The organism is Streptomyces coeruleofuscus, assembly GCF_039532725.1.
Taxonomy (GTDB): Bacteria; Actinomycetota; Actinomycetes; order Streptomycetales; family Streptomycetaceae; genus Streptomyces; species Streptomyces coeruleofuscus.
On record NZ_BAAASE010000002.1, the window covers coordinates 869,560 to 886,123 of the forward strand.

The window sequence follows — 16,564 nt, forward strand, 5'->3', positions numbered from 1 at the left end:
TGGGACAGCGGCGATACGCGCGAGAGGTGGACAGCGTGAAGCACTGGCGGGCTCTGATCGTCCTCGGTACGGCCCAGTTCCTGATGGTCCTGGACACCTCCGTCATGAACGTGTCCATCAGTCAGCTGGTCGAGGACTTCGACACCGAGGTCACCGCCATCCAGGCCGTCATCACCCTGTACGCGCTGGTCATGGCCGCTTTCATGGTCATCGGCGGCAGGTTCGGGGACATCCTCGGGCGCCGCCGCATGTTCCTTCTGGGGCTGGTCGTCTACGGCTTGGGATCGGCCCTGACCGCCGTGGCGCCCACGCTGTGGGTCCTCACGCTGGGCTGGTCCGTCATCGAGGGGCTCGGAGCCGCCATGGTGCTGCCGGCCATGGCCGCCCTCGTCGCCGAGTCGTATCGCGGGAAGGACCGGGCCATCGCCTACGCGGTCATCGGCGGGCTCGCCGGCGCCGGGATCGCGGTCGGCCCGCTCCTGGGCGGCTGGGTGACGACGTACCTCACCTGGCGGTTGGTCTTCGCCGGCGAGGTCGTGGTCGTCGTGGCCGTCCTGCTGTGCCGCCGGGTGATCGCGAAGTCCGCCCCGAGCGGCCCGCGTCCCCGGCTGGACGGGATCGGCGCGGTGCTCTCCGCGGCCGGGCTGGGGCTGGGCGTGCTCGGAGTGCTGCAGAGCAGCACCTGGGGGTGGGTGCAGCCCCGCAACCCGCCCTTCACCGTCTTCGGGTTCGCTCCGACCCTGTTCGTCGTCGGCGCCGGGGCGGCCGTCCTGGCCCTCTTCCGGCACTGGGAGCGGCGGCGGGAGCACCAGGGCGCCGACCCCCTCGTCCACCTGTCCCTGCTGGGCAGGCCCGTCCTGCGGTCCGGCCTGATGACGCTGCTGAGCCAGAACCTCATCCTGCTGGGGCTGTTCTTCACCATCCCGCTGTACTTGCAGGTGGTTCAGGGATTCGACGCCTTCGAGACGGGTCTGCGTCTGCTCCCGGTGTCCGCCACGATGCTGGTGACCTCCCTTTCCGCGTCCTCGCTGGGGCGGGTGTGGGGGCCGCGCCGGGTGGTCCGCCTGGCCCTGGTGACCCTGGCGGCGGCCATCGTGTGGCTGCTGGCCACCATCGACCCGGTCATCGACGACGCGCAGTTCGCCGGCGCCATGGCCCTGCTGGGCGTGGGTGTCGGCCTGCTCGCCTCGCAACTGGGCAACGTCGTCCAGTCCAGCGTCGGTGAGGAGGAGCGCAGTGAGGCCGGAGGGCTCCAGTTCACGGCACAGAATCTGGGCTCCGCGCTGGGCACCGCGCTCATCGGGTCGATCCTCATCGGCGCGCTGGCCCACGCCTTCACCTCGCAGGTGGCGGACAACCCGGGGCTGTCCGAACAGACCCGTCAGGAGGTCGGTGTCGCTCTCCAGGCGGGGGTCACCTTCGTCTCCACCGATCAGGTGCGCTCGGCGGCCGAGCGTGCCGGGTTGCCACCGTCCGAGGTCGACGCCGTCGCGGACTCCTACGCCTCCGCGCAGCTCGACGGTCTGAAGGCGGCGATCCTGGCCACCGGCGGCATCGCTCTCGCCAGTCTGCTGGTCACACCGCGCCTGCCGACGGCCGGGGACAGCCGTCCGCGGCAACCGGACGCCGACGCTCCGGCCTCAGTGACCGGCTCGACGAGCTGAGTCCGGAGGGAGTCACCGGTGCCGAGGACCAGAACCGGAACGACAACGGGCCCGGCCACGGCCCGCGCGGAGCGCCGTGCCGAGCGCCGGGCCCGCGCGGACTACACGGGCGGCGTCTACGGGTCCATGCTCGCGGCCTCCGTGGTGGTCGGCGCCGGCTCCTTGGGCTCGCTCCCCCGCGTCGAGTTGGTGCTGTTGCTGTTGCTCACCGGCGTGGTGTTCTGGATCGGGCACGTGCATGCCCAGCTCTTCGGGGCGCGCCTGGCGCAACAGGCTCCGGACCGCCGGGTCGTATGGAACGTGTGTCGTGAAGAGTGGCCGATCGTCAAGGCCGCCGTCCCGCCGGCCGCCGCGGTGGCCGTCAGTCCGCTCCTGGGCCTGGACGTGCGCGGCGCCCTCTGGCTGGCCCTCTCCGTCGCCGTGGCCGGGCAGGTGGGCTGGTCCGTCGCCGCGGCCCGCCGCGCCGGTGCTTCGCAGCGGCTCATGGCCGTCACCGCATCGGTCAACCTGCTGCTAGGTCTACTGATCATCTCCGTCAAGATCGTTCTGACGCATTGAGAGGCGTTGACCGGTGGGGCCTGTCACCGGTCGACGGGTCACCTGCACCGGGTGAGGACCGAAGGAGCGCGGAGACCGACGATCGCAGGGAACAGGGAAGGACAGCTCGTGCGCTACGAGATCCGAGTCGAGGGACACCTGTCGGAAACGCTGGCCAAAGCCTTTCCGGAGCTGGGCCACGTGGTGATGTCCGGCCAGACCGTCCTGTTCGGCCCTGTCGTGGACGAAGCGCACCTGTACGGGCTGCTGGCACGCTGCCAGTCACTGGGACTGCGGGTCCTGGAGATGCGGCAGGTGCCGGAGTGAGGGGCCGGGCGGCGTGGACCAGGCGTCGTCACATCGGCTTCGCCCTGATCCGGCCGGAGCGGCGGGCGGCCTCCAGTGCCGCGAAGTCCCGCTCGTTCTGGTCGGCGTAGGACTGGGCGAACTCGGTGAGCGCGCGGTCGAAGCGGTCGCTGCCGCCCAGGTAGGCGGCGAGGGCCAGGGGGTCGCCCGAGCGGGCGTGGGCCCGTGCCAGGGACGCCCCGCACAGCCGGCCGAAGAGGGAGAGCAGGCCAGGGCCCATGGTCTCCGGCCGTGCGATGCCCTTCCAGTCCCACAGCTGGCGCACGTAGAAATCCCGGCCCCGCCCGTCGAGGCCCACGACGTGCGTCCAGCCGAGGAAGATGTCGCCGGTCGTCTGCATCAGGCGTTGTCCGGCCACCACCCGGCGGCCCTGGTTGTCGTAGCGTTCGCCGCCGGTGTGGGCGGCCAACACCGACTCCTGCGCCTCCTTGGCCTGGAGCAGCAGGGGATCGTCGTCGTCCCTGCCGAGCAGGAGCAGCACCCAGCAGCGCGTACCGACGCTGCCGACGCCCACCACCTTCCGGGCCATGTCCACCAGGCGGTAGTGGCGCAACAGGTGCCGGCGCTCGGACGGCAGGGTCCGTGCGTACCCGTCCACGAGGGTCTGGAGTTCCTTCTCCCGCCCGGCCGTGGAGGAATCCGCCGCCAGCTGGGCGAGCGGGGTGATCAGCGGTGGGTCCGGTGCGATGCGCCGGCCCTCGGCCGTGACGCGGGTGAGCTTCTCGAAGGCCCTCAGATGCGTGCGCGTACGGGCGCGCGCCGCGGCCTCGGCGGTACGGCGTCTGGTCTCCCTGTCCAGCGACTTGTCGTTCGACGACGCCAGCAGTTCCCGCAGCCGGTCGGCGTCGTCCTGGGCGTACCAGATGTCCAGGGTGCGCATGCCGGCGAACTCGCGCATCCGCTCCCGGTAGGCCCGCACGCAGGCGCGCACGGTGCTGTTCTGCTCCTTGCGCGAGAAGCCGTTGGCCCGGCCGGCCGTCACGAAACCGGCGGCCAGTCGCTTGACGTCCCATTCGAACGGTCCGGGCAGGGTCTCGTCGAAGTCGTTGATGTCGAAGACCAGACGGCGCTCCGGCGAGGCGAGCAGCCGGAAGTTCAGCGGGTGGGCGTCCCCGCAGAGCTGCACCTGGAGCCCGGTGTTGGGGAGGGGCGCCAGGTCCGCCGCCATGATCGCGGCTGCGCCGCGGTAGAAGCGGAACGGCGACTCCAGCATGCGGCCGTAGCGGATCGGCACCAACTCCGGCATCCGATCGGCCGACTGATCCTCTATCACCTCGATCGGGTCGGGTCGCCGCTGCGCCGTCTCGTACCAGCCGTGGCACGAACGCGATGCCCGTCTGCGCGCGTTCCTGCCGTACGCCGCTCGCTCGGCCGGTGACAGGGACGCGGTGAAAGCGCTGGGTACGGTCATGGCCCGGTCTCCTTGTCCCGATTCCCGGCGTCGGTGCCGGGGCGCGGCTGAGCCGGCGGCTCCCGGCGCTGCCGGCTCAGCCCCGCCTGGACCGCGCTCGCCAGCACCCGTGCGGCGACGCCCACGAGCAGCAGTCCTCCCGCCATCTGCACCATCGTCAGCACGCGCCCGGTCTGGGAGCGTGCCGTGATGTCCCCGTAGCCGACGGTGCTGAAGGTGGTGAGAGTGAAGTACAGGGCGTCCGTCCTGGTCATCGGCTCACTGAAGGAGTCCGGGGCGGAGCGGTCCAGCAGGTAGTAGGCGCCGGCGAAGAGGACCAGGAACAGGGCCAGCGTGGCGGCCAGTGCCTCGACTGCCTTCAGCCGCGGGTGGGCCGAGCGCGTGATGGCCCGCACCTCCCAGCCGAACACCAGCAGCACCGCCAGCAGACCGCACACGAGCAGCGCCGAGGCACCGGCGGTACCACGCTCGTCCAGGGGCAGCAGGTAGTAGGCGGTGACGAGGCCGGCGGCGATGAACACGGCGCGGGCGACGGCGGCGACCGCCGCCCATCGGCGGGGGCGGAGCCGCCTGCGGTGCCGGTGGGCCTCCGGCCCGGACCGGGCGCGGTCCGTCGGGGCAGTGCTCGAATCGCTCATCTCGTGTCTCTTCGTTCCGTCCGGCGGCCGGAAGGCCGGTGGGGCGGGGCTCCGGGAGTCCCACCTCACCGCCTCGACGGCGTCGCCGGATCACCCGTGGCGGGTGACCCGGCTTCCGGCGACAGGCGTGACCCTGGAGCGGTCAGGTCCTCGCACCGCCCCCTCACACACCGCCCCGTCGGCGGCCGGAAGCGACCGTCCGATCACGCGAGGAGGAGCCATGACCATGTCGCGTGGTCCGGCATCGCGCACCGGGCAGGAACACGAGCCCGACGGGGCGGCCCCCGGTCCGCCGGACGACCCCGCGCAGGCACTGGCGCGGCTCGGCCGTTCATGGACCTGGCTCCTGGCCTCGGCCGTCGCGACCCTTGTCCTGGGCGTCCTGGTACTGGTCTGGCCGGAGGTGACCCTGCACGTCCTGGCGGTCCTCATCGGCCTGCACCTGCTGGTGGCCGGGGCGTTCCGGTTCGTCGAGGTCTTCGCTCGGGAGGGCCACGAACGGCTCCCGGGGCTGTTCCTGTCCGTGCTGTACGTCCTTGCCGGAGTGCTGTGCCTGCGGAACCCGCTGCAGACGATCGCCGCGCTCTCACTGATCGTCGGGGTCGTCTGGCTGGCGTCCGGCATCCTCACCCTCTATACGGCCGTCGCCGCGAAGGACCTGCCTCACCGTGGCGTCCTCATGGGTGTCGCGGTGCTCGCCGTCGTCGCGGGGATCGTGGTGCTCGCGCTGCCGGCCGAGTCGGCCCGCGCCCTGACCAGGCTGCTCGGCCTGTGGCTCGTCCTGCTCGGCCTGGGTGAGGCGGTGGTCGCCCTCGCGTGGCGGGCCGCACTCAGAAAGACGCGATCCACGGGGCCGCGGGCCCCCGCCGAGACGGACTGACCCGCACCTGCCGCTCCGGCGGGCGCGGCAGAGCACCGGACCCTGCGGTCGCCTCAGCCCCCCACCGCCATCCCGGGCGGCGGCCGTCACGGCCGAAGCGGCGCACGGAGAGGAGCACCCATGAACCCGGCCGAGACCCCGGATTCGCCGGACTCCGGCGGAACACCGCACGAGAAGCACGTCATGACCGACGAGGAACGCGCGGAGTACGAGCGACTGCGCCGGCACGCGGCGGTGCGCCACCGGGGGGTACGCCGGGCCGGCTCCTCGGTCCTCCTCCTGCTGGCCCTGCTGCTCGCGCCCCTGGCCGTCGTCGCGGCCTGGGTCCAGGACACCGTCTCCGACACCGACCGGTACGTGGAGACCGTCGCGCCGCTGGCGTCCGAGCCGCCCGTGCAGGAGGTCGTGATCAACCGGCTCACGGACCGTGTGGTGGAGAACGTGGACGTCAAGGCGGTGACGGACTCGCTCACCCGGGCCCTCCAGGACGCCGGGGCACCACCCCGGGTGGTGGAGGGGGCCGAGTCCCTCGAGGGGCCGTTGCGCAACGCGGTCAGGACCGTGGTGGACCGCACCGTGACCCGCGTGATCACCAGCGATGTCTTCCAGCAGGTGTGGGAGGGCGCCAACCGGCGGTCGCACGCCGCGGTGGTGAACATGCTGACCGGTGACAGGCAGGGTGCCCTGCGCGCCGAGGGCGACACCGTCCGACTGGACGTGGGAGCGGTCGTAGACCAGGTACGGGAGCGGCTCGTCGACGCCGGCTTCGACAAGGCGGCCGCCATCCCGGACACCGACCGGACGATCACGCTGTTCCAGGCCGAGGAACTGGGCAAGGCGCAGGACACGATGCGGCTGCTGGACATCCTCGGAACCTGGCTGCCCGTCCTGACCGTCGTCCTCGCCGCGCTTGCCGTGTGGACCAATCCGGCACACCGGGTGATGCTGGTGATCACCGCGACGGGCGTCGGCGTGATGATGGTGGTGCTGCTCGTCGCGCTGGCCGTGGTCCGACGGGTCTACCTGGACTCCGTCCCGCCCACCGCGCTGCCCACCGACGCGGCCGCGGCGATCTACGACACGTTCGTCCGCTTCCTGCGCGACAGCACGCGCACCCTGCTGGTCGTCTCGGTGATCACGGCACTGGTCGCGTACCTGTACGGTCCCGGACGCCCCGCCCGCGCCGTCCGCACGGTGGCGGACCGGGGCACGACGGCCGCCGGCCGGGGGCTGAGCCGTGCCGGACTGCGCACCGGGGCCTCCGGACGCTGGCTGGCGGACCACCGGGCATGGCTTACGGGTGTCGTCATCGCGGCCGGAGCGCTGGCGCTCGTGCTCTGGAACCACCCCACGGTCGGAGCGGTGGCCCTCGTCCTCGGCATCGCCCTGGCCGTCCTGATCGTCCTGGCGATCCTCGCGGCCGCCGCCGGACCGGCCGACCGAGCGGGGCAACGGGCGGCGGCGCTGTGAGTCATGGCAGGAAAACCCGGTTTCGGGCGCGCGTCCGGCAGGCATACGGAGCCCGGCAGGCATACGGAGCCCGGCAGGCATACGGAGCCCGGAAGGCATACGGAGCCCGGAAGGCATACGGAGCCCGGCAGGCATACGGAGCCCGGCAGGCATACGGAGCCCGGCAGGCACACCGAGCCGGGCGGGCACACGGTCGCGCGGTTCGCGGCCCGTGCGCGGTCCGGGACCACGGCCCGGCTGCTGTCGCGCTTGTCGGCGCTCAACGTCGTCGAGGGCTCCGTGAGACTGGCCGCGCAAGCCTTCATCACCGCGCTCCCGCTGCTGATGACCGTCGCGGCGTTCGCCCCCCGAGAGGTGCAGGACCTGCTGGCCGACTCCCTCCGCGCTGTTCTGGGGGTGCGCGGCGACACGCTCGACGAGGTACGCCGTGCCTTCACCGCCACCGGCACACCGCGGGACGCCGTCGGTGCGGTGGGCGTGATGGTGACTCTCGTGTCCGCCACGGCCTTCAGCCGGGCGCTTCAGGCGGTCTGCGAGCGATGCTGGCGCCTGCCCCGGACACCGGTGCGGGCCGCGGTCTGGCGCTGGCTGCTCTGGCTGCTCGTCTGGCTGGGCGTCCTCCTGGTCCAGGCACCGCTGCGCGGCGGGTTCGGCGGCGGCGTGGTGACCGGATGGGTGCTGTCCGCGCTGTCGGCGACCGCGCTGTGGTGGTGGTCCCAGCATCTGCTGCTGGGCGGCCGGATCGGCTGGCGGAGCCTGCTGCCGGGAGCACTGCTCGCGGGCCTGGGAACGGTCGTACTGAGCTGGGCCGCCGGTCTGTTCGTGCCCACGGTCATGGAACGCAGCCTGCGGGAGTTCGGCCCGCTGGGGCCCGTCTTCACGTTCATGTCCTGGTTGATCGCCGTGTTCCTGGTGGCCGTCTCGGGCCTCGCCATCGGCCAGTACGTCGCCTCCTCCGACTGGTACCGGAAAGTCGCCGCCCCCCGCCGTACGCGGGCCGTCCCATGATCCTGCCGCAGGAGGGCAGCCATCGAGTGCCGGCCGGCCCGCAGGCTCACCCGCGTCGGGTGAGGCACCCGGCCCCGGCTGCGCCCACGCTGGAGACAGCACACCAGGGCGGCCGGGCGAGCGCCCGGAAACGGAGAAGAGACATGAGCGCACAGACGTACCTGGCGTACGACTATCCCTTGCTGAGCGTCTTCTGGAGCATGCTCCTGTTCTTCCTGTGGATCATGTGGTTCGTCCTGCTCTTCCGCATCGTCTTCGACATCTTCCGCGACGACGAGATGAGCGGGTGGGCGAAAGCCGGTTGGCTGGCGTTCACCGTCCTGCTGCCCTTCCTGGGCGTCTTCGTCTACGTGATCGCCCGCGGCAAGAACATGGGACGCCGGGAAATGGCGCAGGCCCGAGCACAGCAGGAAGCCTTCGACGCCCGTATCAGGGAAGCCGCGGGCGGCACGGGCCGGTCCAGCAGCATCGACGAACTGGCCAAGCTGTCCGACATCCGCGCCCGTGGCGACATCACGGACGAGGAGTTCCGCAGGGCCAAGGAACTGGTCCTGACCGGCCACGGCCCGGCGGAGCACGCCGGCTCCACCGCCCGCACTCCCGGTCGCTGAGCATTAGCGCACCACGAATCGAGGCACAAGATGACCGCGACACACACCCGGCCGGAACACACGGCGAAGCAGGAATGGGCAACCGGCCTGACGGCCTTCGCGGCCGTGATGCTCTTCCTCGTCGGCCTGCTCGACGTCTTCCGGGGCATCATGGCCATCGCCGAGGACGACATCTTCCTCACGACGCGCAATTACGTGTTCGAGTGGGACCTGACCGGCTGGGGCTGGATCCACCTCGTTCTGGGCGCGCTCGCCGTGATCGTCAGCATCGGGCTGCTCAAGGTCTCGGTGTGGGCGCGCGTCAGCAGCGTGGCCATCGCCGGACTCGTCATCATCGCCAACTTCCTCTCCCTGCCGTACTACCCGGTGTGGTCGGTCGTGATGATCACGATCTCGGGCTTCATCATCTGGGCCGTGTGTGTGGTCCAGCGCGACAACCTCTTCGACCTGTCCGAGGAGCGCCCTCCGTCCGACGAGCGCCGAACCTATGAGGAGCGCCGGCCCTACGAGGAGCGCCGAACCTACGAGCAGCGCCCACCGTCCTAGTGCGACGCGGCGGGAACACGAAGGCACCGGGAGGGGCGAGCCCGACCGTACGCACGGACAGTGCCGGACGGGCTCGCCTTGCCGTGCTCGCCCTGCTGGCAAGCATCGTGGTGCCGCTCGTGGCCGCCGGTCTGCGGAGCGTGCTGTGGGCGCTGGCCGGCATCGCCGGGCTGGCGCTCGCCGCCGTCGGGGTGTGGTGGACCCTGGCGCACACCGGCGTGCTGCGCGCCCTCGGGGCGGCACTGTCGGTGGCCGCGCCGGTCGCTGTCCTCGCCCTGTATGCCACGTTCGGCATGCTGGGGCCGGCCCTGCTGTCCCTGGGCCTGTGGCTGTTGGCCGTCACGGCGGCACGTACGGTCCTGGCACCTGGTCACACCGCCGCCACCCAACAGGCTTTCGTGGAGGCACCCCGTACCCCGTGGATCCTCATGAATCCGCGCTCCGGCGGCGGCAAGGTGGACCGTTTCCACCTGGTGGAGAAGGCCCGGACGGCGGGCTGCCGGGTGGCCCTGCTCGACGCGGATCAGCACCAGGACGTCACCGAACTGGCCCGGCAGGCCGTCGCCGAGGGAGCCGACCTCCTGGCGGTGGCGGGCGGCGACGGCACCCAGGCGCTGGTGGCCGAGGTCGCGGCACACCACGACGTGCCGTTCGTGGTGATTCCCGCCGGTACCCGCAACCACTTCGCCCTCGACCTCGGCCTGGACCGCGATGATCCGGCGGCGGCCCTGGAGGCGCTGACCGACGGCGTCGAACTCCGCGTCGACCTCGGGTACGCCGCGGACCGGGTCTTCGTCAACAACGCCTCGTTCGGCATGTACGCGTCCGTCGTCACCGACCCCGCGTACCGGGACGCCAAGACCCGCACGACCCTGCGCACCCTCCCCGGCCTCCTCACCGGCGAGGACGCGCCCAGGCTGCGGACGCGGGCCGACCGGACGCACGTCGACGGACTCCAGGCGCTGCTCGTCTCCAACAATCCCTACGGACGGGCCGTCGACGCGGCCCGGCCAGGGCGCAGGGAACGGCTGGACTCGGGCCTTCTCGGTGTGGTGTGCGTACGGGTCGCCAACACCGCCCAGGCGGCGCGCATCGTGCGGGGTCCGCGCTCCGGGCAACTCATCCGGCTGAACGCCGGGGAAGTCGTCGTCGAAAGCGACACGGGCACCCTCGCGGTCGGCATCGACGGAGAACACGTCGTTCTGCCGTCACCCGTCGTGTGCCGCAGCGCGCCCGGGGCACTCCGGGTCCGGGTGCCGCGCCGTCGCCCCGGCACACCACGGGCGAGCGGCGCGGCACCCGACTGGCCGCGCGTGGTACGGCTGGCGCTGGGCCGCTAGGGAGTGTCCGTAAAGTCCCGTCGTCCGCCCGGCGGGGCAGGCGGGACGTTGCGGACACGCCCTAGCCCGTCGCCAGCATCCCCGACCGCAGCCGTGCCACCGTCCGGGAGATCAGGCGGGAGACGTGCATCTGGGAGATGCCGAGGCGCTTGCCGATCTCCGCCTGGGTGAGTTCCTCGACGAAGCGCAGGTGGAGGATGAGGCGCTGGCGCTCGTCGAGTTCGGCGACCAGGGGGGCCAGCGCGTGGAAGTCCTCGACGAGTTCGAGGGCCGGGTCCTCCTCGCCGAGGAACTCGGAGAGCGTCGTGTCGCTCTCCTCCGAGTCGCCGGTGATCGCGGCGTCCAGGGACGAGGAGAGGTAACCGTTCGCCGCGACCTGGGCCTCGACGACCTCCTCCTCCGAGAGGTTCATCAGCGCCGCCAGCTCCGCGACCCTCGGCGCGCGGCCGAGGCGGGAGGACAGTTCCTCGGTGGCCTTGGCGAGTTCCGTACGGGCCTCCTGAAGGCGGCGCGGCACGTGCACGGCCCAGGACGTGTCGCGGAAGAACCGCTTGATCTCGCCGATGATGTACGGCACCGCGAAACTGGTGAACTGGACCTCGCGGGAGACCTCGAACCGGTCGATGGCCTTGATCAGGCCGATGACACCGACCTGGACGACGTCCTCCATCGCCTGGCCGCTCGTACGGAACCGGCGGGCCGCGAACCGCACCAGCGACATGTTCATCTCGATGAGCGTGTTGCGCGCGTACTGGTATTCGGGGGTGCCCTCCTCCAGCACGGCGAGCCGTTCGAGGAACTGGCCGGTCAGCTCGCGCGCGTCCTGCGGGGCGAGCTTCTGAGGCTCGGTGATCTGCGGCAGCTCCTCACCGGTGTCGGTGGCGGAATCCGTCGTCGTGCCGATGCGCGTCGTCGCCGTCACGGGCCCTCCCTCGTAGTTCCGGCCCGCTCCCGTCCCCCGACAGGCCGCCTCCAGCCCGCTACCCGCAGTCGCCCGGCTCATGCCCCGTGTCCTCCCCGTCGAGACGTTGACCACAGTCGGCGCAGGTCGGGGCGTTGACGGGGTACCCGCAACCGTGGCTCACGGTACGGGCAGGAGGGTGGGGCGGTGCGGCATGCGGGAGTTGGCGAAGGGACTCGTGGAGCGGACAGTTGTCGTTCGACAACTATAGTCGTGAGGCAACAATCTAGCCGTGCCGTGCGGGCGCGGGGGAGGATCCGGAATGTTCGTCCCGGTGCCACGACGGGCGCTTCAGGCAGTGCGGGTACCGGACGCGGCGGAGTCGTCGGAGGCGTCGTGTATCTGGGCCGCGGCCGCGTCGCAGAACGCCTCCAGCCCTTGCAGCAGCGCGACCCGCTTGGCGGCGGGCATCTGGTCGAGCACCGCGCGCAGCGTCTGTTCCCGGCGGATGCGCAGGTCGGCCAGGAAGGCGCGGCCCCGCCCGCTGAGGTGCAGCCGTACCTCGCGCCGGTCCGCCGCGCTCACCACGCGTTCGACGAACCCCGCCGCCTGGAGCCGGTCGCACAGCCGGCTGGTCGAGGGCGGCGTGGAGGCGAGGGAGTCGGCGAGGGTGCGCAGGTTGATGCCCTCGTGGTGTTCCAGGATGAGCAGGACGCGCAGCTGCGACGCCGAGGCGGGTGCCGTGGAGGCCCTGCCCCAGAGGACTTCCAGCAACTCCGCGGCCGTGGAGGTCACGCGGGCGACCTCTGCTGGCTCAGGGCGGGGTCGGAGGGAAGTCACAGTCACACTCTCGCAGGCACCGGGATGGCCGCCAGCGTACTAGGCGGGCCGCGCGCCAGGGCCGACCACGGCCCCCGGGCCGGCCCCGGGGCCGAGGGACGTGCCCGAAGACCCGTGGGTGTCCGACCGAGGATTCAAGGATTGGGCTTCGACCATCGTGACGACGATCGTGAACAGACTCGTGACCGCCGAGCGCGCCCTGCGCACGGCGGCGCCCCATCAACTGCTGGACGCGGTCCGTCGTGTACTGACCGATCAGTACGCGGCGGACTCCGTCGAGCTGTACCTGGCCGACTACGGACTGACGGTGCTTCAGCCGGTGTCCGTGCCGCCGCACACCCTCCAGCCGGTGTCCGTGCACAACAGCCCGGCGGGCCGGGCCTTCGGCGCGCAGGAGCCGTACGTGGAGGCCCTTTCGGGTGACTCGGGTGACGGAGTACGCGTGCATCTGCCGGTCACCGTGCGCGGTGACCGCCTCGGCGTGCTGACGGTGACCCTGCCGGGCGGCGAGCACGCCGACGGCTGCCTCGGCGAACTGGCCGAGATCGCCGAGGTGCTCGGGCACGAGGTCGTCGTGGCCGAGCGGGACACCGACGTGTACCTCCAGGCCCGCCGCAGGGACCGGCTCACCCTGGCCGCCGAGATGCAGTGGCAGTTGCTGCCGGGCCGCTCCTGCTCCCGCCCCGAGTACGAGCTGGGCGCACAACTGGAACCGGCGTACGCGATCTTCGGCGACAACTTCGACTGGTCCGCCACGGCCGACCGGCTCAGTCTCTACGTCACCAACGGCATGGGCGAGGGCATAGAGGCCTCCCTGCTGACGAACCTGGCGATCAACGCCCTGCGCAACGCGCGCCGGGCCGGTCTCCCCCTCGCCGACCAGGCGGCCCTGGCCGACCAGGCGGTGTACGCCCACTACCGGGGCCGCTGCTACCTGTCCGTGCTCATGCTGGACATCGAGCTGGCCACCGGGCGGGTCCGGGCGGTGGACGCCGGTTCCCCGCGGCTGCTGCGGCTGCGCCGGGGCGCGGTGGAGCGGGTGCCGTTCGACGCCCAGCTGCCGCTCGGCATGTTCGAGGAGACCGACTACGTGGCGCAGGAGTTCGTGGTCGAGCCCGGTGACCGGCTGGTCTTCGTCAGCGACGGCGTGTACGACGCCGCCTCTCCGGGCGGAGAGGCGTACGGGGCCGGCGCCCTGGCCCGGGCGATCCAGTCGACCCGGCTGCTCCGGGCCGCCGAGGTGCCCCGGGCCGTCCTGCGCGAACTGTCCGGCCACCGTGGCAGAACCGTCCCGGACGACGACGCCCTGGTGGTGTGTCTCGACTGGCGTGGGCGGTGAGGACCGGGGCAGACGCAGGTCAAAGGCTATGGACGAGCGGCTGTTTGGCGGTGCTGTAGGGCGGCCTTAATGTTTGTCATACGGCAAGTAATGGCTGAGGTGCCGTAGCGCGACCTCGGCCGGCCCACGCAAGGGAGCGATGCACGTGTCGGTGTCGGATGAGAACGCGGAACGGGAGCCCGCCGCACAGCAGGTGAGTGCCTTCCTCGAACGGCGCCGGGAGCAGATCGCCCAACGGTGGGCGGACGCCTCGCTGTTCCGCACGGTCTTCACCGTGTCCCGCGACGAGGCGGTGGAGGCGGGCAGGTCCGTGACGGCGGCGCTGGCCGCCGTGGCGGCCACCGGACGGCTGGACGACATCCGGGCCTCCGGATTCGAGTCGGTGCGCGACCAGTTGGGGCGGATGGCGGCCTCCCGCGGCCGCATGGGCATCGACGAGGACGGGCTCGCCGACGAGGTGGCCGCCCTGCGCGAACCGGTGACCGAGCTGCTGCGCGCCGAGTTCCCCGACCCCTACGCCCCGGAGGCCCAGGAGTGCCTGCTGGCCGTCACCGTGCTGATGGGCACGCTGCGTCTGGTCGTGCTGGAGACGACGGTCAGCGCGGGGGAGGAGGTGATCGCACGGCAGCGCGAGCAACTGAACGAAGTGGCCACCCCGGTGATCAAACTCTGGGAGAGCACCGTCGCCGTACCGCTGATCGGCACGCTGGACAGCGCGCGCAGCCAGGTGGTCATGGAGAGCCTGCTGGACGCGATCGTCGCCGAACGCGCCCGGTTCGCCATCCTCGACATCACCGGCGTGCCCACGGTCGACTCGCTGGTCGCCCAGCACCTGATGAAGACGGTGGCCGCGGCCCGGCTGATGGGCGCCGAGTGCATCGTTTCCGGCATCCGGCCCGCGATCGCGCAGACCATCGTCCATCTGGGCATCGACCTCGGCACGGTGCTCACCCGCTCGAGCCTGGCGGACGCCCTGGCCTACGCGCTCAGCCGGCAGGGCGTCGAGATCGCTCCGGTCCGGGCGGCCGACGCGGGCGCGCGATGACCGGCCCCTCGGGGAACGGGCCCGCGGGATTCGGGCCGCCGATCGCCGGACCCTCGGGCGCCGGGCTCATGGGCGGGCACGGCTTCACGGTTCCGGTCCTCCGGCTGGGCGACATCCTGCTGGTCACCCTCCAGGGGGAACTGCACGACGGGATGGCCGAGCAGCTCCAGCACGACATCACCGAACGGATCGCGCACACCCGCGTGACCGGTGTGGTCATCGACATCTCCGGCGTGGACATCGTCGACTCCTTCCTGGGCCGGGTCCTCGCCGAGATCGCCGCGGGAGCCGGACTGCTGGCGGCCCGTACGGTGCTGGCCGGGATGCGCCCCGCGGTGGCGATCACCCTGGTCGAGCTGGGGCTCACCCTGCCCGGACTGCGCACGGCCCTGGACGTCGAACGCGCGATGGAGATGCTCACCGCGGGTGAGCAGGACGGGGGGAGTCCGTGATGCGGGCCTCCCGTCACGCCGCCCCGGCCAGCCTGCCGATCGGCTCGGACGCCGACCTGGCCTGGGTACGGCAGCAGGTCCGGCAGGCCGCCGCCGAGCTCGGGTTCGGTCTGGTGCAGCAGACCAAGCTCGTCACCGCCGCCAGTGAGCTGGCCCGTAACACCCTCGTCCACGGCGGCGGTGGCCACGTGGAGATCACCCCGCTGGGCAGCGGTCCGTCGCCCGGCCTGCGGCTGGCCTTCGTCGACGCCGGGCCCGGCATCCGCGACCTGGACCAGGCGATGACCGACGGCTACACCAGCGGCGGCGGACTCGGCCTCGGCATGAGCGGGGCCAAGCGGCTGGTCCACGAGTTCGAGGTGGACAGCCGGCCCGGTGAGGGCACCACCGTCACCGTCACCGCCTGGGCCACGGTCGTGCCGCCGGCCCGGCCGGGGTCGTGATGAGCAGGGTGTGGGACGTGCCGGTGGACGACTCGACCCGGGTGCGGGACGTCCGGGTGGCGGCCGAGGCGGCCAGCGAGTGTGCCGGGCTCGGCCCGCACCGCACCGCGACCGCGGCGCTCGTGGCGACGGAGCTGGCGACCAACCTGGTGCGGCACGCGGACGGCGGGTACGTCGTCATCAACCTCGTCGAGCGCGCACCCGCCGCCGACGGGCGCTTGTCCGTGCAGCTCGTCGCGCTCGACCACGGCCCGGGCATCCCGGACGTCGCGGCGGCGATGCGCGACGGCTACACCACCGCCGCCTCCCTGGGCGCCGGCCTCGGCACGTGCCGGCGCATAGCGAACGACTTCGACCTGCACAGCGCCTCCGGCCGGGGCACGGTGGCCGTGGCCCGCATCGACCACGAGCCGCCCGCCGGCCGGCATCGGACGCCCCCGCCCGGTCTGCGCGCCGGTGGCGTCAACGTCCCTCTCGGCCGGGCCGAGTACTCCGGCGACGCCTGGAGCCGGGTGCGTTCCGGCGACCGGCTGACCCTGCTGCTCGCCGACGGGCTCGGGCACGGACCCAAGGCCGCCGAGGCGTCCGGCACCGCCGTGGACGCGCTGCCCGGCGTGGCCGACCGGCCGCCCGCCGAGATACTGCGGCATCTGGGCCGGGCCCTGCGCCGCACCCGGGGCGCGGCGGTCGCCGTGGCCCAACTGGACATCTCTTCCGGCCGGTTGTACTTCGCGGGGATCGGCAACGTCGGCGCCCGCCTGCGGAGCGACGGCACCTGGAAGGCCATGCTGTCCCAGCCCGGCATCGTGGGCGCGCAGGCCCCGGCGTCCGTGTCCGTGCAGCAGCAGCCGTGGCGGGACGACAGCCTGCTCGTCCTGCACAGCGACGGCCTGCCCGGCCGCTGGACACCACCCGACGACGCCGTGCTCCTGGGCTGCGACCCGGCGGTGGTGGCCGCGGTGGTCCTCCGGGACGCGGGCAGCGCGGCTCGTCCGGTGCGGGACGACACGTGTGTGGCGGTGCTGGGGGGTGGCGGCGCCGGTGGGGAGAGCCGTCACGGCTCGGAGGGATGA

Annotated in this window: 18 protein-coding genes; 14 read left to right on the forward strand and 4 right to left on the reverse strand. The window is 72.2% G+C overall.

Translation table 11 applies throughout. The features are described 5' to 3' along the window. The first annotated feature begins 35 nt into the window (after positions 1-35). From ABFX81_RS11140 to ABFX81_RS11150, 3 genes are all read left to right on the forward strand, one after another. On the forward strand, positions 36-1,664 hold the full coding sequence (locus ABFX81_RS11140) for an MFS transporter (protein ID WP_086850862.1): 1,629 nt from the start codon (positions 36-38) through the stop codon (positions 1,662-1,664). 18 nt (positions 1,665-1,682) lie between these two features. After that, on the forward strand, positions 1,683-2,222 hold the full coding sequence (locus ABFX81_RS11145; protein ID WP_086850824.1) for a hypothetical protein: 540 nt from the start codon (positions 1,683-1,685) through the stop codon (positions 2,220-2,222). 108 nt (positions 2,223-2,330) lie between these two features. Further along, positions 2,331-2,528: a hypothetical protein gene (locus tag ABFX81_RS11150; protein WP_031116763.1), complete on the forward strand. Its 198-nt coding sequence runs from the start codon at positions 2,331-2,333 to the stop codon at positions 2,526-2,528. Positions 2,529-2,556: 28 nt separating this feature from the next. On the opposite strand, the gene ABFX81_RS11155 is transcribed toward ABFX81_RS11150, so the two are convergent. After that, positions 2,557-3,978: a DUF2252 family protein gene (locus tag ABFX81_RS11155; RefSeq protein ID WP_086850826.1), complete on the reverse strand. Its 1,422-nt coding sequence runs from the start codon at positions 3,976-3,978 to the stop codon at positions 2,557-2,559. Next, entirely contained in the window at positions 3,975-4,616 is a 642-nt protein-coding gene (locus tag ABFX81_RS11160; RefSeq protein ID WP_086850828.1) for an ion channel, read from the reverse strand. The genes ABFX81_RS11155 and ABFX81_RS11160 overlap by 4 nt, the downstream gene beginning before the upstream one ends. Positions 4,617-4,836: 220 nt before the next feature. On the opposite strand from ABFX81_RS11160, the gene ABFX81_RS11165 reads away from it, so the two are divergent. From ABFX81_RS11165 to ABFX81_RS11190, 6 genes are all read left to right on the forward strand, one after another. Next, a complete protein-coding gene (locus tag ABFX81_RS11165; protein ID WP_086850830.1) occupies positions 4,837-5,496 on the forward strand; it encodes a DUF308 domain-containing protein in 660 nt (219 codons plus the stop codon). Between the two features lie 120 nt (positions 5,497-5,616). Further along, positions 5,617-6,966: a hypothetical protein gene (locus tag ABFX81_RS11170; RefSeq protein WP_086850832.1), complete on the forward strand. Its 1,350-nt coding sequence runs from the start codon at positions 5,617-5,619 to the stop codon at positions 6,964-6,966. 249 nt (positions 6,967-7,215) lie between these two features. Continuing rightward, a complete protein-coding gene (locus ABFX81_RS11175) occupies positions 7,216-7,974 on the forward strand; it encodes a YhjD/YihY/BrkB family envelope integrity protein (RefSeq protein ID WP_346137975.1) in 759 nt (252 codons plus the stop codon). A 143-nt stretch (positions 7,975-8,117) separates the two neighbouring features. Beyond that, positions 8,118-8,585 (forward strand): PLDc N-terminal domain-containing protein, encoded by a 468-nt coding sequence (locus ABFX81_RS11180; RefSeq protein ID WP_086850834.1) that lies wholly within the window; start codon positions 8,118-8,120, stop codon positions 8,583-8,585. Positions 8,586-8,615: 30 nt separating this feature from the next. Beyond that, positions 8,616-9,131, forward strand: coding sequence for a DUF7144 family membrane protein (locus ABFX81_RS11185; RefSeq protein ID WP_086850836.1), 516 nt, complete (start codon positions 8,616-8,618; stop codon positions 9,129-9,131). Between the two features lie 83 nt (positions 9,132-9,214). Next, on the forward strand, positions 9,215-10,471 hold the full coding sequence (locus ABFX81_RS11190) for a diacylglycerol/lipid kinase family protein (protein ID WP_346137976.1): 1,257 nt from the start codon (positions 9,215-9,217) through the stop codon (positions 10,469-10,471). 61 nt (positions 10,472-10,532) lie between these two features. Here ABFX81_RS11190 and ABFX81_RS11195 read toward each other — a convergent pair whose 3' ends face one another. Next, positions 10,533-11,393, reverse strand: a complete 861-nt coding sequence (locus ABFX81_RS11195; RefSeq protein WP_086850840.1) for a SigB/SigF/SigG family RNA polymerase sigma factor — start codon at positions 11,391-11,393, stop codon at positions 10,533-10,535. 330 nt (positions 11,394-11,723) lie between these two features. Continuing rightward, positions 11,724-12,218 carry a MarR family transcriptional regulator gene (locus tag ABFX81_RS11200; protein ID WP_346137977.1) on the reverse strand — a complete coding sequence of 165 codons (495 nt, stop codon included), beginning with the start codon at positions 12,216-12,218 and terminating at the stop codon, positions 11,724-11,726. A 163-nt stretch (positions 12,219-12,381) separates the two neighbouring features. On the opposite strand from ABFX81_RS11200, the gene ABFX81_RS11205 reads away from it, so the two are divergent. From ABFX81_RS11205 to ABFX81_RS11225, 5 genes are all read left to right on the forward strand, one after another. Beyond that, entirely contained in the window at positions 12,382-13,551 is a 1,170-nt protein-coding gene (locus ABFX81_RS11205; RefSeq protein WP_086850864.1) for a SpoIIE family protein phosphatase, read from the forward strand. A 139-nt stretch (positions 13,552-13,690) separates the two neighbouring features. After that, positions 13,691-14,596, forward strand: coding sequence for an STAS domain-containing protein (locus tag ABFX81_RS11210; protein WP_086850845.1), 906 nt, complete (start codon positions 13,691-13,693; stop codon positions 14,594-14,596). 68 nt (positions 14,597-14,664) lie between these two features. Then, complete coding sequence (locus tag ABFX81_RS11215; protein WP_086850865.1) at positions 14,665-15,048, forward strand: STAS domain-containing protein; 384 nt, start codon at positions 14,665-14,667, stop codon at positions 15,046-15,048. Next, entirely contained in the window at positions 15,048-15,491 is a 444-nt protein-coding gene (locus ABFX81_RS11220) for an ATP-binding protein (protein ID WP_086850847.1), read from the forward strand. Before ABFX81_RS11215 ends, ABFX81_RS11220 begins: the two co-directional genes overlap by 1 nt. Further along, on the forward strand, positions 15,491-16,564 hold the full coding sequence (locus tag ABFX81_RS11225; protein ID WP_086850849.1) for a SpoIIE family protein phosphatase: 1,074 nt from the start codon (positions 15,491-15,493) through the stop codon (positions 16,562-16,564). Before ABFX81_RS11220 ends, ABFX81_RS11225 begins: the two co-directional genes overlap by 1 nt.

Coding starts and splice junctions, on each gene's coding strand:
- ABFX81_RS11155 (WP_086850826.1), bottom strand. CDS start 3,978: ATGACCGTACCCAGCGCTTTCACCGCGTCCCTGTCACCGGCCGAGCGA.
- ABFX81_RS11160 (WP_086850828.1), bottom strand. CDS start 4,616: ATGAGCGATTCGAGCACTGCCCCGACGGACCGCGCCCGGTCCGGGCCG.
- ABFX81_RS11165 (WP_086850830.1), top strand. CDS start 4,837: ATGACCATGTCGCGTGGTCCGGCATCGCGCACCGGGCAGGAACACGAG.
- ABFX81_RS11170 (WP_086850832.1), top strand. CDS start 5,617: ATGAACCCGGCCGAGACCCCGGATTCGCCGGACTCCGGCGGAACACCG.
- ABFX81_RS11180 (WP_086850834.1), top strand. CDS start 8,118: ATGAGCGCACAGACGTACCTGGCGTACGACTATCCCTTGCTGAGCGTC.
- ABFX81_RS11185 (WP_086850836.1), top strand. CDS start 8,616: ATGACCGCGACACACACCCGGCCGGAACACACGGCGAAGCAGGAATGG.
- ABFX81_RS11210 (WP_086850845.1), top strand. CDS start 13,691: ATGCACGTGTCGGTGTCGGATGAGAACGCGGAACGGGAGCCCGCCGCA.
- ABFX81_RS11215 (WP_086850865.1), top strand. CDS start 14,665: ATGGGCGGGCACGGCTTCACGGTTCCGGTCCTCCGGCTGGGCGACATC.
- ABFX81_RS11220 (WP_086850847.1), top strand. CDS start 15,048: ATGCGGGCCTCCCGTCACGCCGCCCCGGCCAGCCTGCCGATCGGCTCG.
- ABFX81_RS11225 (WP_086850849.1), top strand. CDS start 15,491: ATGAGCAGGGTGTGGGACGTGCCGGTGGACGACTCGACCCGGGTGCGG.